We start from the raw sequence: 16,751 nt of genomic DNA on the forward strand, positions 1-16,751 counted from the left end.
GAGCGTTGACCGGCCACTGCACCCGCAACACCTTATCGACTGATATCTTACGTGACCCAGAGCTTCTTATTTGAAACGACATGGGGCGCTTTCATGCGCCCGGAAGGCGGCGCCCGTTTCCGCCTGTGGGCTCCCGCTCAGAACGCGCTGACGCTGCGCCTTGCAGGCCAGGATCTGGCGATGAACAAGGCCGATCGCGGCTGGTTCGAGCTCACCGTTCCGGAAGCCGAGGCGGGGCAGGATTATCAGTTCGTGCTGGAAGACGGTTTTGCCGTCCCAGATCCGGCCGCAAGGGCGCAGGCGGGCGACGTGCATGGGCCGAGCCGGCTCGTCGATCCGAAGGCCTATCGCTGGCAGAGCGCGGGCTGGCGCGGGCGCCCGGTCGAAGAGCTCGTCACCTACGAATTGCATGTCGGCACGTTCAGCCCGGCCGGGACCTTTGCGGGGGTCGAGGAACGGCTCGATTATCTGGAAGATCTGGGCGTCACCGCGATCGAGCTTCTGCCGGTGGCGCAGTTTTCCGGCAATCGCGGCTGGGGCTATGACGGCGTGCTGCTCTATGCGCCGCACAGCGCCTATGGCGGGCCGGAAGGGCTGAAAGCGCTCGTCGATGCCGCGCATCAGCGAAATCTGATGGTCATCCTCGACGTCGTCTACAATCACTTCGGGCCGGACGGGAATTATCTCCACATGTATGCCCCGTCCTTCTTCGATCCGGAGCGGCACACGCCCTGGGGCGCGGGCATCCATTACGACGATGCGGCCGTGCGCTCCTTCTTCATCGACAATGCGCTCTACTGGCTGGAGGAATTCCGGCTCGACGGCATGCGTTTCGATGCGATCGATCAGATCAAGGGGCCGGGCGCCGAGACGCTCCTGCCCGAACTTTCCTCCCGCATCCGCGAAAAATGGCCCGACCGCCATATCCATCTGACGACGGAGGACGAGCGCAACATCGTCTCTCTGCACGAGCGCGACGCGGAAGGCGCGCCGCGCTATTTCACGGCGGAGTGGAACGACGATTTCCATCACGCCGCGCATTGTGCGGCAACGGCCGAGCATGAGGGCTATTACAAGGATTACGCCGATGATCCCGTCGGCCATCTGATGCGGATCCTGGGCGAGGGTTTTGCCTATCAGGGCGAGGTGTCCGAGCATTGGGGCGGGCCGCGCGGCGTCGCGAGCGCCGGCCAGCCGCCGACGGCCTTCGTCACCTTCCTGCAGAACCACGACCAGGTGGGCAATCGCGCCGACGGCGAACGGCTTGCCGTGCTCGCCGATGAAGAGATGCTCAGGCTTCTGACGGCCATTCATCTGCTGCAGCCGCAATTGCCGCTCCTGTTCATGGGAGAGGAATATGCCGAGACGCAGCCCTTCCTCTTCTTCACCGATTTTCATGGGGAACTCGCCGATCTCGTGCGCGAGGGCCGGCGGCGTGAGTTCACGGCCTGGGAGAGCTTTCGCGACCCCGCGCGCCGGGCGGCGATCGCCGACCCGAACGATGTGAAGACGTTCGAGCGCTCATGCCTCGACTGGTCGGGTGCGGCGCGCGGCGAAGGGCACGAACATCTCGCCTTCACGCGCGAGCTCCTGCATCTGCGTCATCGCGAGATCGTGCCGCGCCTTGCCGGCATGCGGGCGATGAACGCCGAGACGGAACGTCTTGGGGACCACGGCTTCCGCGTCACCTGGACGATGGGCGACGGGGCTCATCTGACACTTCTCGCCAATCTCGGCGATACGCCCGTTTCCACCGACAGCTTCAAGCCGTCGGCTCCGATCTTTGTCTCCGGCCCGGGCGTCGACGCGGAAATCGCCGACGGGCTCGTGCCGGCGCTCGCCGTCGCCTTCTTCATGGAGACGTCTCATGCGTGAGGCAGGTCCGCCGCTCGAGGCGGTGCCGACGGCCACCTATCGCCTGCAGTTTCGCGAGGGGATGGATTTCGACACAGCGGCCGGGCTCGCGCCCTATCTGAAGCGCCTCGGCATCAGCCACCTCTATGCCTCGCCGATCTTCACGGCGGTGCCGGGTTCGACCCATGGCTATGACGTCGCGGATTTCGCCGAGCTCGATCCGGCGCTCGGCGGCGCGGAGGGGTTTGCCCGCCTCGCTGACGCTCTCAAGGCAAACGGCCTGAAGCTTCTCCTCGACATCGTACCCAATCATATGGGCGCGTCGACGGCCAATCCCTATTGGGCGGACGTGCTCGAATGGGGCGAGGAGAGCCAGTATGCCGGCTATTTCGACATCGACTGGTCGGCGGCGAAGCTGCTCATTCCGGCGCTCGGTGCGCCCTATGGCAAGGTTCTCGAAGACGGGGAATTCGGGCTGCGTTTCGACAAGGACGAAGGTCGCTTCCGCTTCACCTATTACGACATCGCGCTGCCGCTGGCGCCGAATACCTATGGCCGGATTCTGGGCGAGATCGACGAGCCGGATTTTCAGGAGCTGTCGCTGACTTTCGCCACGGGTTCGGCCGACGGGGCGGGGCTTCTCCAGGAGCGGCTTGCGACGCTTGCCGAAGATCCCGAGGCGCTCGCCAAGATCGAAAGAGCGGTTGGCGAGATCGCGGCAGATCGAGAGGCGCTGCACGATCTGCACGAGGCGCAGAACTGGCGGCTCGCCCATTGGCGCATGGCGCGGGAGACTTTGACCTATCGCCGGTTCTTCGAGATCACCGATCTCGTCGGCGTGCAGGTCGACCGTCCCTCGGTCTTCGAGGCGACGCATGCGCTCGTCAAAGAGCTCGCGGAGAGAGGCGATGTCGCCGGTCTCAGGATCGATCATATCGACGGGCTTGCGGACCCCAAGGCCTATCTCGCGCAGCTCGCGGAGATCGAGAACGCGCCCTATGTCGTGGTCGAGAAGATCCTCGGCCCCGACGAAAGGCTGCCGGAAACCTGGCGGACGGCGGGGACGACCGGCTACGAATTCGCCCACGCCTTGACGGCGCTGCAGGTCGACACGGAGGGGCTTTCCCGCCTCGACGCGGCGTGGCGCGAGGAGACGGGCGAAACGCGGCCGTTTTCGGAGATCGTGCGCGAAACCAAGCGGCGCATTCTCACTTACAATCTCGCGGGCGAGCTCGCCTATCTCGTCGAACGCGCCCGCGAAATCGGCGAGAACGATCCGCTGACGCGCGATTACGGACCGGATTCGCTGCGTCGTGCGTTGATCGAGATCGCGACATCCTTCCCCGTCTATCGCAGCTATGTCGACCTGTCCGGCGCATCCGAGCAGGATCGCAAGCTCCTGCGAAAAGCCGGCGAGGAGGCGAAGCTGTCGCCCTTCGTTGAGGATCCGGGGGTCGTCGATTTCCTGGTCGGTCTTCTGCTTCTGGAAAACCTCTCCGATCACGAGACGATCGCAAGCGCGCTTTATCTCGCCCGCCGCTTCCAGCAGACGACCGGTCCGATGATGGCGAAGGCGTTGGAGGACACGGTCTTCTACCGCTTCAATCGGCTGATTGCGCTCAACGAGGTGGGCGGCGAGCCGGAGCCGGGCCCGCAGGCGAGCTTTCACCCCGCGATGCAGGAGCGGCTCGAAACGCAGCCGCAGGCGCTGTCGACGACGGCGACGCACGACACCAAACGCGGCGAGGATGCGCGCGCCCGGATCTCCACGATCAGCGAAATGGCGGAGGAATGGGCGGACGCGGTGAAGCGCTGGAACGCGATCCTCCTGCCGCTCGTGGCGGAGATCGACGACGGGCCGGCGCCGGAGCCGAATGTCGTCTGGCTGTTCCACCAGGCGCTCCTCGGTGGCTGGCCGCTGGAGCTTCAGCCGGACGATCATGACGGCATGCGCGATCTCGTCGAGCGGCTGGAAGCCTTCATGCTGAAGGCCGTGCGCGAGGCGAAGGAGCGGACGAGCTGGACGGCCGCCAATACGGCCTATGAGGAAAAGCTCTCCAATTTCGTGCGTTCGGCGCTTTCCAACGATTTTGCCGCCTATCGCCAGGATTTCCTCAAGGTGAGCGCCCCGCTCTTTGCAGCCGGTGCGGTCAATTCGCTGGTTCAGACGGTGATCAAGTTGACGGCGCCCGGCGTGCCGGATGTCTATCAGGGCACGGAATTATGGGATCTCTCCTTCGTCGATCCCGACAACCGCCGCCCTGTCGATTTCGACAGGCGCCGGGCGTTGCTCGACGAATTCGGGCTCGACGAATTCGGCGAGATGAGTTTTCCGGATGCGCTCTCCCGATGGCGCGAGGCCGTGCCGAAGGCATGGCTCGTGCAGCGTCTGCTTGGCCTGCGCGGCGAGCACCGCGGGCTCTTCCTCGAGGGCAGTTACGAACCGCTTGCCGTCGAAGGTCCGATGGCGGCGCAGATCACCGCCTATGCGCGCCGTGTGGAGGGCGAGACCCTCGTCGTGATCGTACCGCGATTGCCGCTTTCGCTGCTCGAGCGGGACGACGGGCTCACTTTGCGCGCCGACGCCTTTGCCGACACGTTCGTGTCGCTGCCCGGCGGGGTTGCCCGTTTCGCCGATCTTCTCGGCGGTGGCGATGTCGAGGGCGATCGGATCGCGGCTTCGGAGCTTTTCCGCCGCGCGCCGCTGGCGCTCCTCTTCGCCTCGGTGTCCTGAGAATTTGCCCGCGAGTGCGATGTCGCGCCTAAACCTCCGGCATGGATGATGAAATTTTTGGAACCTTGGCATGGGTGCCCGTGTTGTGAGAACGGTTGACCGCACCCGGACACGGAGAGGATGGACGCATGAAAATTAAAGCCATTGCCATTGCTGCTGTTGCTGCCCTCAGCATCACTGCCTGTACGCAGACGGACAAGAACGCAGCGACCGGTGCTGCCATCGGCGGCGTCGGTGGCGCAGCGATCGGCGGGCTTGCGACAAAATCGGTTGGAGGCGCCGTGGTCGGTGGCGCGATCGGTGCCGCTTCCGGCGCCATCATCGGCTCGGTGGCGAGCCGCCCCGGCTATTGCTACTACCGCGACCGTTATGGTCGTCGCTACACCGCGGAGTGCCCGGCGGGCTACTGATCGCGCGCAGCTGAGTTGAAAGAGAGGCCTCCGGCGCAAGCCGGGGGCCTCTTCATTTGCGTCGCCGAAAACCGGCCGGTAAGAAAGTGCGTTCTTGCAGAGAGAGGGTGGCCTTGCGGAAAGTTTCTAAGCTCCTCGTTGCCAATCGTTCCGAAATTGCAATCCGCGTTTTTCGCGCGGCCAACGAGCTGGGGCTGAAGACGGTCGCCGTCTTCGCCGAGGAAGACAAGCTCGCCCTGCATCGTTTCAAGGCCGACGAGGCGTATCTGATCGGCTCTGGATCGCATCTGCCGAACCAGATGGGGCCGATCGAGGCGTATCTGTCGATCGACGAGATTCTGCGCGTCGCCAAGGCGAGCGGTGCGGACGCCATCCATCCGGGCTACGGCTTTTTGTCGGAAAGCCCGGAATTTGCCGAAGCCTGCCGCGAGGCGGGCATCACCTTCATCGGTCCGTCGCCGGAGACGATGCGCCGGCTCGGCAACAAGGTCGCGGCGCGCAATCTCGCGGTCGAGGCGGGCGTGCCGGTGATGCCGGCGAGCGAGCCGCTGCCGGACGACGAAAGCCGCTGGAAAGAAGTCGCGAGCGAGATCGGCTACCCGGTCATGCTCAAGGCCTCCTGGGGCGGCGGCGGACGCGGCATGCGCGTCATCGCCAACGAGAAGGAACTCGTGGAGACCGTGCGGCAGGCGAAGCGCGAGGCCAAGGCCGCCTTCGGCAAGGACGAGGTCTATCTGGAAAAGCTCGTCGAGCATGCACGCCATGTCGAGGTGCAGGTTCTCGGCGACCGGCACGGCAACCAGGTGCATCTTTTCGAGCGCGATTGTTCCGTGCAGCGGCGCCACCAGAAGGTCGTGGAGCGCGCGCCGGCGCCTTATCTCAGCGCCGAAAAGCGCGAGGAATTGTGCGGCTATGCGCTGAAGCTCGCCAAGGCCGCCGATTATGTCTGTGCGGGGACCGTCGAGTTCCTGCAGGATTCCGCGACGGGCGAGTTCCACTTCATCGAGGTCAATCCGCGCGTTCAGGTGGAGCATACGGTCACCGAAGAGGTGACGGGCATCGATATCGTCAAGGCGCAGATCAAGCTCATCGAGGGCGAGAGGATCGGCGATCCGGCGTCCGGTGTGCCGGCTCAGGAGAAGATCTTCCTCAACGGCCATGCCCTGCAATGCCGCATCACGACGGAAGATCCGGAAGAGAATTTCATCCCGGATTACGGTCGCATCACCGCCTATCGCGGCGCCACCGGCTTCGGCATCCGCCTCGACGGCGGCACGGCCTATTCCGGCGCGGTGATCACCCGCTATTACGATCCGCTTCTTGAGAAGGTGACGGCCTGGGCGCCGACGGCGGAAGACGCCTTGAAGCGGATGCACCGGGCGCTGCGCGAATTCCGCATCCGCGGTGTGGCGACCAATCTCACCTTCCTGGAAAACATCATCACGCATCCGTCTTTCCAGGATAACAGCTACACCACCCGCTTCATCGACGAGACGCCGGAGCTCTTCGATACGGTGCGGCGCCGCGACCGCGGCACCAAACTGTTGAATTATATCGCCGACGTCTCGGTGAACGGGCATCCGGAGACACGCAACAGGCCGCGTCCGCCGGCCGATGTGCCGCCGCCCGTGCCGCCTTTGTTCGAGGCAAAGGCGATGCCGGAGGATTTCGTCGGCACCCGCAAGCTCCTCGACCGCGACGGGCCGGAGGGGCTGGCGCGCTGGGTGCGTGCACAGAAGCGGACGCTCGTCACCGATACGACCATGCGCGACGGGCATCAGTCGCTGCTTGCCACGCGCATGCGCACGCATGACATCGCGGCGATCGCGCCGGCCTATCAGGCGGCGCTGCCGGAGCTCTTCTCGCTCGAATGCTGGGGTGGGGCGACCTTCGACGTCGCTATGCGCTTCTTGACGGAAGATCCGTGGGAGCGGCTGAAACGCATCCGCGCCGGGGCGCCGGGCATCTTGATGCAGATGCTGCTTCGAGGCTCCAACGGCGTCGGCTACACCAATTATCCCGACAATGTCGTCCGCTTCTTCGTCGCCAAGGCGGCCGAGGCGGGCGTCGACGTGTTCCGCGTCTTCGACTGCCTCAACTGGGTCGAGAACATGCGGGTGTCGATGGATGCCGTCATCGAGAGCGGCAAGATCTGCGAAGGCACGATCTGCTACACCGGCGACCTCTTCGATCCGGACCGTTCCAAATACAATCTCGCCTATTACGTCGATCTCGCCAGGCAGCTTGAAAAAGCCGGCGCGCATATGATCGCCGTCAAGGATATGGCGGGCGTCTTACGTCCCGCCGCGGCGAAGGCGCTGTTCAAGGCGCTGCGCGAGGCGACCGATCTGCCGTTGCATTTCCACACGCATGACACGTCGGGCATTTCGGCCGCCTCGGTGCTCGCGGCTGTCGAGGAAGGCGTCGATATCGTCGATGCGGCGATGGATTCCGTCGCCGGCCTCACCTCGCAGCCGGCACTCGGCTCGATCGTGGAAGCGCTCGCCTCGGGCGAGCGGGCGACGGGCCTGACGCGCGATGCGATCCGCAAGATCGCGTTCTACTGGGAGGCCGTGCGCTACCAGTATGCGGCCTTCGAAAGCGATCTCAAGGCGCCGGCTTCCGAGGTCTATCTCCACGAGATGCCGGGCGGGCAGTTCACCAATCTCAAGGAGCAGGCGCGGTCCCTCGGGCTTGAATCGCGCTGGCACCGGGTGGCGCACACCTATCACGACGTGAACTTGATGTTCGGCGACATCGTCAAGGTGACGCCGTCCTCGAAGGTCGTCGGCGATATGGCGCTGATGATGGTGAGCCAGGATCTCTCCGTCGACGACGTCGTCGATCCGAGCCGTGAGATCGCCTTCCCGGATTCCGTCGTCAAGATGATGCGCGGCGAGCTGGGTCAGCCGCCCGGGGGCTGGCCGGAAGCGATCCAGAAAAAGGTTCTGAAGAACGACACGCCGATCACCGTGCGGCCGGGCTCCTTGATGGAGCCGGCGGATCTGGAGGCGGAGCGCGCGAAGGCCACGGAAGCGGCCGATCACGAGATCTCCGACGAGGAGCTCGCCTCCTATCTCATGTATCCGAAGGTCTTCACCGACTTCGCCAGGGCGCAGGAGGATTATGGGCCGACGGAGGTTCTGCCGACGCCCGTCTATTTCTACGGCCTTGAAGCCGGCGACGAGGTGATGGTCGAGATCGAGCGCGGCAAGACGCTCGTGATCCGCTGTCAGGTGGTCGGCGAGCCCGACGAAGAGGGGCAGGTGCGCGTCTTCTTCGAGCTCAACGGCCAGCCGCGCTTCGTGCGCGTGCCGGACCGGGCGCATGGCGCGGCCGATGCGGCGCGGCGTCCGAAGGCCGAAGCGGGCAATGCCGATCAGGTGGGCGCGCCGATGCCGGGCGTCATCTCGCAGATCGCGGTCAAGGCCGGCGAGAAGGTGACGGCGGGCGACGTGCTCTTGTCGATCGAGGCGATGAAGATGGAAACGGCGATCCATGCCGACCGCGACGGCACGATCGAAGCGATCATCGTCAAGGCTGGCGATGCCGTCGACGCCAAGGACCTTCTGATCCGCTACGAGGCGGCCGAATAGGCTCTTTGATTATCGGCCCGGGTGTCCTGCCCGGGCCTCTTCTTCGGCGATTTCCGCCTCCTGGCCGATTTCGGCGAGGGCGCGGCGATGCTGCTCTGCCGATTCTTCGGAAAAACAGCAGAAGATGATTTCCGACAGCGCGCCCGGATGGCCTTCCGAATAACCGACGCAGGTGGCGGTTGCGATCGTCGCCGCGCGATCTGAGGGAAAGCCGTAGATGCCGGTCGAAATCGCCGGGAAGGCGATGGATTTCAGGCCGTTCTCGGCCGCGAGGTCGAGCGAGCGCTTGTAGGCGGAGGCGAGAAGCTCCGCCTCGCCATGCCCACCGCCTTTAAAGCGCGGGCCGACGGCATGGATGACATGGCGGGCCGGCAGATCGTAGCCGTCCGTCAGGCGGGCCTCGCCGGTCGGACAGCCGCCGAGCTTGCGGCATTCTTCGAGGAGCTGCGGGCCGGCCGCGCGATGGATCGCTCCGTCGACCCCGCCGCCGCCCAGAAGCGACTGGTTGGCGGCGTTGACGATCGCATCCACGTTAAGCGTGGTGATGTCGGCGATGATGATCGAGAGGTGCGTCTCGGCGATTGTGAGCGTGTCCATCTTCCCAGAAGGCCCCCCGGCCGGCTTCTGTTCCCTCCGCTTATAAAGCCGTCCAGCCGCCGTCGATTGACAAGGGCGTTCCGGTGATCTGGGCCGCGGCATCGGAGCACAGGAAGACGGCCATGGCGCCGATATCCTCGATCTTGACGAATTGCTTCGTCGGCTGGCGCTCCAGCATGACTTCGCGGATCACCGTCTCGCGGTCCATGTTGTGGGTCTTCATCTGATCTTCGATCTGCCCCTCCACCAGCGGCGTCTTCACATAGCCCGGGCAGATGGCGTTGCAGGTGATCGGCGTCTCGGCAAGCTCCAGCGCCACCGTCTTCGTGAGGCCCACGACGCCGTGCTTGGCGGAGACATAGGCGCTCTTATAGGGCGAGGCGGTGAGACCGTGGGCGGACGCGATGTTGATGATCCGGCCCCAGCCGGCTTCCTTCATCCCGGGCACGGCGGCCGCCGTGGTGAAGAAGGCGGAGGAGAGATTGATCGCAATGATCTGGTGCCACTTCTCGGCCGGGAAATCTTCCACCTTCGCCACATGCTGGATGCCGGCATTGTTGACGAGGATCTGAACCGGCCCGATCTTGGCCGCCTCTTCGACGAGGCTGCGGCATTCCGCATCGACCGACATGTCGGCTTTCACATATTTCGCCGTCACGCCGTATTCGGAGGCGATCTTCTCGGCGAGCTCGTGGTCTTCGGGGCGATCCGTGAAGGAATTGATCACGACATTGACGCCTTCGGCGGCGAGCGCCCTGGCGACGCCGAGGCCGATCCCGGAATTCGATCCGGTGACGACGGCGGTCTTGCCTTTCAACATGCTTCTTCTCCTGCGATTTCTTCGTTGCACGTGAAAATGCTGCGGGAGGCGCGGTTTTCCAGGCCAATTCCCGTGGCCGCAGGGCGGGCATGCGCAGTGGAACAACGCCTGCGGGCGCGGCGTTGAATAAAGTCCGTGAGTCTTATCAGTTAGTTGAGTCCGATATGCCCGCCGCCCGTCCTGTCTGGAAAGGTCAGCTGCGCCTCTCTCTCGTTTCCATCCCGGTCGAACTCTACTCGGCGACGAAGACGTCTTCCAAGATCTCCTTTCGTCAAATTCACGAGCCTTCGGGCAAGCCCGTGAAATACCAGAAAGTGGTTCCGGGTGTCGGGCCGGTCGATACAGATGAAATCCTGAAAGGCTTCGAATACGAGAAGGGGAATTACGTCCTCCTGTCGGAAGACGAGATCGACGAGGTCAAGCTCGAGACCAAGAAGACGCTCGAGCTCACGCAATTCGTCGGCTCCTGCGAGATCGACCCGCTTTATTTCGACAAGCCGTATTTCATGGTGCCGCAGGACGATCTTGCCGAGGACGCTTTTCGCGTGGTGCGCGATGCGCTGCGACAGTCGGAGAAGGTCGGGCTCGGGCAGCTCGCGCTTCGCGGCAAGGAATATCTCGTCGCCATCAAGCCCTGCGGGACGGGGCTTCTCCTGGAGACGCTGCATTACGAAGACGAGATCCGCAAATCGGATTCCTTCTTTTCCGGGATCGGCGAGGAGGAGGCGGACGAGGATCTTCTGGGGGTCGCCTCGGAGCTGATCGAGCGCAAGACCGCGCCTTTCGATGCGGCCGTTTTCAAGGATCATTACGTGAAGGCGCTGCGCGACGTGATCGACTCAAAGCTCAAGAAGAAGCGGCCCAAGGTCGTGGAAAGCGACGAGGACGAGGCGCCGAAACGCGGCGGCGACAACGTCATCGATCTGATGGCGGCGCTGAAGGAGAGCCTGGAGAAGAGCGACGATAGCGGAAAGAGTGGTGGCAAATCCTCACGGGCGAAGAAGACGACGTCAGCATCCACGTCGAAAACGCGCGAGAGCAAGCCGAGCACCGGTAAGTCTTCGTCGCGGGCGAAATCCTCCAGCTCGTCCGGCCGCCAGCGCAAATCGGCTTAAGGAGAGTTGATGGCGACGGCAGATCTTCTCAAGAGCTATCGCACCAAGCGCGACTTCGCCAAAACGCAGGAGCCGAAGGGCAAACGCGGCAAGGCCAAGGGCGCCAGCTTCGTCGTGCAGAAGCATGATGCCACCCGCCTGCATTACGATTTCCGCCTCGAGCTCGACGGCGTTCTGAAGAGCTGGGCGGTGACCAAGGGCCCGAGCCTCGATCCGGGCGAAAAACGCCTGGCCGTGCATGTTGAGGACCATCCTCTCGATTACGGCGGCTTCGAAGGGACGATCCCCAAGGGCCAGTATGGCGGCGGCACGGTGATGCTGTGGGATCGCGGCACCTGGGAACCGCTCCATGATCCGCATGAGGGCTTGAAAGAGGGCAAGCTGCATTTCCGGCTCAACGGTGAGCGCATGAAGGGCGGCTGGGCGCTCGTCAAAATGCGCGGGCGGCCGAAGGAGAAGCGCGAGAACTGGCTCCTCATCAAGGAGCGCGACGAGACGGCCGACGAGAGCGATCCCCTTCTGAAAGACCATGAAACCAGCGTTGCGACCGGGCGCAGCATGCAGGCGATCGCGGAGGGCGCGGATTCGCCCGTGTGGGAATCAGAGCCCGAGAAAGGCAGCGAGGTTGCCAAGGGCGAGGCTGGGTCCAAGGGCAAGGCGGCTGCCAAGAAGAGCGCAAGGACGAAAGGCGCCAAGGCCGCGCTGCCGGCCTTCCGCTCGCCGCAGCTTGCAACCCTCGTCGATGCCGTGCCGTCGGGTGTCGGCTGGGTCCACGAGATGAAATATGACGGCTACCGTCTGATCGTGGCGCTGGGTGAAGGAGGCCCGAAATTCTTCACCCGCAGCGGCCAGGATTGGACGGCGAAATTTCCCAAGCTCGCCAAGGCCTTCGCGCCACTCTCCGAACGCTCTGCGCTCGTCGACGGGGAACTCGTCGCCTTCGACGACAAGGGGCGAACCGATTTTTCCAGCCTGCAGCGGGCGATCGGCGAGGGGGGCGATCTTGCCTTTTTCGCTTTCGATCTTCTCGAGATCGACGGTGAGGACGTGACCGGCGAAAAACTGAGCGAGCGCAAGACGCGGCTCAAAGAGCTCTTGAAGCCGCTGCCGAAAAATTCCGTCGTGCAGTTTTCCGAACATGTGCGCGGCGAAGGCGAGAAGGTGCTGTCGGCGCTCTGTGCCGGCGGGCATGAGGGCATCGTCTCGAAAAAGGCGGATGCGTCCTACCGCTCGCGGCGTACCAAGACCTGGCTCAAGATCAAATGCACGAAGCGGCAGGAATTCGTCATCGGCGGCTGGTCGCCTTCGCAGCGGCGCACCGGCTTTTCATCTCTCCTTCTCGGCACCTTCGAGGACGGCAAGCTTCGTTACAACGGGCGTGTCGGAACGGGTTTCGATGAGAACGATCTCGACGCGTTGTCGACGCGGCTGAAAGCGATCGAACGCAAGACGCCTCCGTTCGCCGATGTGCCGAAGGCGGTGGCGCGCGGCGCCCATTGGGTGAAGCCTGCGCTCGTCGCCGAGATCGCCTTTGCCGAATTCACCGGCGACAACATTCTGCGCCATCCCTCTTTCCTGGGACTGCGCGAGGACAAGGAGGCCAGCAAAGTGAGCCTCGAAAAACCTGTTGCGGCGACAGACGCCGAAACCTCGTCGAAGTCGAAGCAAGAGCCGGGAAAGCAAGGGTCCGGGAAGCGGGGCTCGGGCGGTGCGTCGCCTGCGGGTGCCGCAAGCGCTGCGGGCGACGGCGACGACATGCGCGTTGCTGGCGTGCGTCTGACGTCGCCCGATCGTGTCGTCTTTCCGAGCCAGGGCCTGTCGAAGCGCGATCTTGCGGAATATTACGCGGCGATCGGTGAATGGATGCTGCCTTATCTCGCCGAGCGCCCGCTCAGCCTCGTGCGCTGTCCGCAGGGGCGTGCCAAGAAGTGTTTTTTCCAGAAGCACGATTCCGGCGGTTTTCCCGACGAGATGAAGCGCGTGGAAATCACCGAAGGTTCGGGCGACACAGAGCAGTATTTCTATGTCGACGATCTCGCGGGCATCCTCGCGGGCGTGCAGATGGGGGTGATGGAATTCCACATCTGGGGTTCGCGCATCGATCAGGTCGAGAAGCCGGAGCGTATCGTCTTCGATCTCGACCCCGATGAAGGGCTCGATTTCGGTGATGTGAAGACGGCCTCCTTCGACCTTCGCGACCGGCTCGCCGATCTCGGCCTTCAGAGTTTTCCGATGCTTTCCGGCGGCAAGGGCGTGCATGTCATCGTGCCGTTGACGCGGCGCGCCGAATGGCCCGAGGTGAAGGCGTTCGCGCGCGGCTTTGCGATGAGGCTCGCCGAGGAGGCGCCGGAGAAATACGTGGCGACGATGTCGAAGGCGAAGCGCAAGGGGCGGATTTTCCTCGATTATCTCCGCAATGAGCGTGGCTCGACGGCCATCGCACCCTTCTCCACGCGCTCGCGCGACGGGGCGCCGGTGGCGACGCCGGTTTCCTGGGACGAGCTCTCATCGGTGAAGGCGGCGAACGTCTACACAGTGGAAAATCTGCCGAAGCGGCTCACGGCGCTTCGCGGAGATCCGTGGGACGAATATCAATCGGTGCGGCAGTCGCTCACGAAGGCGGCGATGAAGGCGGTGCAAGGCGATTGAGCGCGGACCGTTGCCTCCGCGTCGCAAGGCATCGAGAACAGACCTTTATGGAAAGAATGATTCTGGCAGTCGATGCCGGCGGCACGAGGTGCCGTGCGCGCCTTGTCGCCTCCGATGGAACGCTTGTGGCAAGCGGCGAGGGCGGCGCGTGCAATCCCTCTACGGACCTTCCAGGTGCGATTGCCGTTCTCGATGCTCTCATCAATCTTCTCTGCCGGCAGACGACGCCGGCCACCGAACGCGGATCGGTGGTTCTCAGCCTCGGCGTGGCGGGCCTCGTCGATGTCAACCGGCGCGCCGCCTTTCTCGCCGCCGTTGAAGGGTTCCTCGAGATCATGGCGATGTCGGACGGCTATGCGGCGCTCGTCGGAGCGAGCGGCGGGCGGCCAGCGCGCCTCGTCATCCTCGGCACGGGTGCGGCCGGCCACCGGCTTTTTGCCGATGGGACCTCGATCCAGCGCGACGGCTGGGGTTTTCTCGGGGGAGATCGGGGCTCCGGTGCCTGGCTCGGCCGCCGGGCGGTGGAGGCCGCGCTGAAGAGCTTTGACGGGGCGGCGCCTGAGAGCCTCCTATCCGAGCGGCTCGTGGCCCGGCTTGGCGGCAGTGAGGCCGCGATTCTGGACTGGCTGCTGCAGGCTGGGGCGCGGGAATGTGCCTCACTCGTTCCCGATGTCGTGAGATCGGCGGAGGCCGGCGATCCTGCTGCCGAGGGACTGTTGGAGGCGGCGGCCGACGAAGCCGCCGATCTGGTGCGGGCCCTTGGCGAGAAGGAAGAGGAACCGATGTATCTTCTGGGCGGGCTTGCGGAGGTCTTGCGCGCCCGCATCGAAAGGCGGCTCGGTCAGCAGCTCGATGTGCCGCAAGGTGGCGCGCTTGACGGTTGTCTCCTCGTCGCCCGCGGACAGGCGCCGCAGGAACAGCGCCGGTAGAAAAGACGCAGGCTGTGTCAGCCGGCGTCCTGCCGGGCAGGCCCGCAGAGAGGGCTCAGTCGTTCTCGGCGGCGAGAATGGCTTTCAAGCCCTCGCGATAGGTCGGGTAGGCGAGGGTGATGCCGAGCTCGTTCTTGATCTTGTCGTTTTTGACCCGCTTGTTCTCGCCATAGAAGGTGCGTGCCATCGGGCTCATATTCGCGGCCTCGAAACGGACTTCTTCCGGCGGCTCGACGCCCAGAAGCTCGGCGGCATAGGTGATCACGTCTTGCGGTGCGGCCGGCTCATCGTCGGTGCCGTTGAAGATGCCGGACGCATTCTGCCGGAGAGCGGCGGCTGCGATCTGGCCGATATCCTCGCCGTGGATGCGGTTGAAGACCTGTCCGTCCTTGATGATGCGGCGGCTCGTTCCGCTGCGGATCTTTTCGAACGGGCCGCGGCCGCGGCCGTAGATGCCGGAGAGGCGGACGATCGAAACGGGAATGCCAGTCGTCTCTGAGAACGAGAGCCAGGCGTTCTCCGCCTCGACCCGCTGCTTGGAGCGCTTCGAGACCGGCCGGCATTCCGACGTCTCGTCGACCCAGCCGCCGTCATGGTCGCCATAGACGCCGACCGTTGAGAGGTAGCAGATCGAATTGGGCCCCGCTTCCGACAGGGTATCGCCGAAGACGTTCAGCACGGGATCACCCGTCTCGTCGGGTGCGATGGAGACGAGGACATGGGTTGCCTCGGCGAGCGCATCGGAGACGGCACCGTTATGGGGCGCGCCGGCATTTCCGTCGAAGAGGAGAGGCATGGCGCCGAGCGCGGCCATCGCATGCAGGCCTTCGGCGCTGCGCGTCGTGCCCCAGACGCTTTCGGGTTCAAGTGCGTCCATGGTGAAGCGGGCCGAATAACCGAGGCCAAAGCAAAAGAGATCCATCAATCCTCGCCAAGCAAATTCCATTCGCCGCGCACGGCGGCATTGTCTTCTTGCGGCAAAAGTTCTGCCCGTGCCCTCTCTGCCGTTTCGGGGGCGAGCCTGGCGAGTGCCCAGATCGCCGCGCCGCGCACAAGCGGGCTTTCGTCATCGAGCCTTGCCCGGGCTTCCGATGCAAGTGTGGGATCGCCCGAATTGCCGATCGCGATCAAGACATTGGAGACGAATTTCGCCCGTCCGATGCGTTTGATCGGCGAGCCGGAAAAATGCTGCCGGAAGGCCGCATCGTCCAGGCGGACGAGGTCTTTCAGGGAAGGCGCCTGAAGATCTTCGCGGGCTTTCAGCTTCGCCTGAGAGGCGGTTTCGGCAAATTTGTTCCACGGGCAGGCGGCGAGGCAGTCGTCGCAGCCATAGATGCGGTTGCCGAGATCCTTGCGAAATTCGCGCGGGATGAGGCCTTTGTCTTCGATCGTCAGATAGGAGATGCAGCGGCGGGCATCGAGCTGGTAGGGCGCCGGGAAGGCGTTCGTCGGGCAGGCGTCAAGACAGCGCCGGCATGAGCCGCAATGATCCGTCTCGGCGAGATCTGCCGGAAGTTCGGCGGCGGTGAAGATCGCGCCCAGAAAAAGCCAGGAGCCGTGGTCGCGCGAAACGAGGTTGGTGTGCTTGCCCTGCCAGCCGAGGCCGGCGGCGGCGGCCAGAGGCTTTTCCATGACGGGGGCGGTGTCGACAAACACCTTGATCTCGTCGGGGATATCGCGGCGGCGCGCTTCGGCGGCGAAGCGCGAGCCGATGCGCTTCATCGCGCCCTTGATGAGGTCGTGGTAATCGCGGTTGCGGGCATAGACGGAAATGGTCGCCTTCTGCCGTTCCGCGAGCGTGGCGAGGGGATCGCCTTCGGGGCCGTAATTCATGCCGAGCATGACGACGGAGCGAGCATCGCGGAAGATGCGGCGTGGATCGGCGCGCCGGTCCGCTGTTTCCGGCATCCATTCCATGCTGCCGTGGCGGCCTTCGTCGATCCAGATGCCGAGGCGCTTGCCGGCGTCTCCGAGCCCCTCCGGATGCGTCACGCCGAGGGTGGTGAAGCCTTCGTCACGGGCAATTTCGGCCAGAAACGCCTTCAGG

The 16,751-nt window shown here is 64.3% G+C and carries 11 protein-coding genes; 7 read left to right on the forward strand and 4 right to left on the reverse strand.

Going from position 1 to position 16,751, the window contains the following annotated elements:
• Positions 1-93 precede the first annotated feature (93 nt).
• The 4 genes from treZ to pyc all read left to right on the forward strand — a co-directional run bounded on the left by treZ (position 94) and on the right by pyc (position 8,594).
• The gene (gene treZ, locus ACK8CP_RS17340; protein WP_414832641.1) at positions 94-1,875 is read left to right on the forward strand and encodes a malto-oligosyltrehalose trehalohydrolase; all 1,782 of its coding nucleotides are present in this window, start codon (positions 94-96) and stop codon (positions 1,873-1,875) included.
• Positions 1,868-4,588 (forward strand): malto-oligosyltrehalose synthase, encoded by a 2,721-nt coding sequence (gene treY, locus ACK8CP_RS17345; protein ID WP_414832642.1) that lies wholly within the window; start codon positions 1,868-1,870, stop codon positions 4,586-4,588. The genes treZ and treY overlap by 8 nt, the downstream gene beginning before the upstream one ends.
• Before the next feature lie 134 nt (positions 4,589-4,722).
• Positions 4,723-4,998, forward strand: coding sequence for a glycine zipper domain-containing protein (locus ACK8CP_RS17350; RefSeq protein ID WP_370642387.1), 276 nt, complete (start codon positions 4,723-4,725; stop codon positions 4,996-4,998).
• 113 nt (positions 4,999-5,111) lie between these two features.
• Entirely contained in the window at positions 5,112-8,594 is a 3,483-nt protein-coding gene (gene pyc, locus ACK8CP_RS17355; protein WP_414832643.1) for a pyruvate carboxylase, read from the forward strand.
• 9 nt (positions 8,595-8,603) lie between these two features.
• Here pyc and ACK8CP_RS17360 read toward each other — a convergent pair whose 3' ends face one another.
• Both ACK8CP_RS17360 and ACK8CP_RS17365 read right to left on the reverse strand, forming a co-directional pair.
• Entirely contained in the window at positions 8,604-9,191 is a 588-nt protein-coding gene (locus tag ACK8CP_RS17360) for an O-acetyl-ADP-ribose deacetylase (RefSeq protein ID WP_414832644.1), read from the reverse strand.
• Positions 9,192-9,231: 40 nt separating this feature from the next.
• A complete protein-coding gene (locus ACK8CP_RS17365; protein ID WP_414832645.1) occupies positions 9,232-10,011 on the reverse strand; it encodes a 3-hydroxybutyrate dehydrogenase in 780 nt (259 codons plus the stop codon).
• 164 nt (positions 10,012-10,175) lie between these two features.
• Between ACK8CP_RS17365 and ACK8CP_RS17370 the strand changes: the two genes are divergently transcribed.
• From ACK8CP_RS17370 to ACK8CP_RS17380, 3 genes are read left to right on the forward strand one after another with little or no spacing between them, the layout of a single operon-like run.
• Entirely contained in the window at positions 10,176-11,126 is a 951-nt protein-coding gene (locus tag ACK8CP_RS17370; protein WP_414832646.1) for a Ku protein, read from the forward strand.
• A 6-nt stretch (positions 11,127-11,132) separates the two neighbouring features.
• Positions 11,133-13,775 carry a DNA ligase D gene (ligD, locus tag ACK8CP_RS17375; RefSeq protein ID WP_414832647.1) on the forward strand — a complete coding sequence of 881 codons (2,643 nt, stop codon included), beginning with the start codon at positions 11,133-11,135 and terminating at the stop codon, positions 13,773-13,775.
• A 56-nt stretch (positions 13,776-13,831) separates the two neighbouring features.
• Positions 13,832-14,704: a BadF/BadG/BcrA/BcrD ATPase family protein gene (locus ACK8CP_RS17380; protein WP_414832648.1), complete on the forward strand. Its 873-nt coding sequence runs from the start codon at positions 13,832-13,834 to the stop codon at positions 14,702-14,704.
• Positions 14,705-14,759: 55 nt separating this feature from the next.
• Here the strand turns inward: ACK8CP_RS17380 and ACK8CP_RS17385 are convergent, their stop codons facing one another.
• Together ACK8CP_RS17385 and queG are read right to left on the reverse strand one after the other, a co-directional pair.
• Positions 14,760-15,626 carry an SDR family oxidoreductase gene (locus ACK8CP_RS17385; protein WP_414832649.1) on the reverse strand — a complete coding sequence of 289 codons (867 nt, stop codon included), beginning with the start codon at positions 15,624-15,626 and terminating at the stop codon, positions 14,760-14,762.
• Positions 15,626-16,750 (reverse strand): tRNA epoxyqueuosine(34) reductase QueG, encoded by a 1,125-nt coding sequence (queG, locus tag ACK8CP_RS17390; RefSeq protein ID WP_414834293.1) that lies wholly within the window; start codon positions 16,748-16,750, stop codon positions 15,626-15,628. Before queG ends, ACK8CP_RS17385 begins: the two co-directional genes overlap by 1 nt.
• Position 16,751: the final 1 nt, after the last annotated feature.

This window comes from Afifella sp. YEN Y35 (assembly GCF_047553465.1).
Classification (GTDB): domain Bacteria; phylum Pseudomonadota; class Alphaproteobacteria; order Rhizobiales; family Afifellaceae; genus Afifella; species Afifella aestuarii.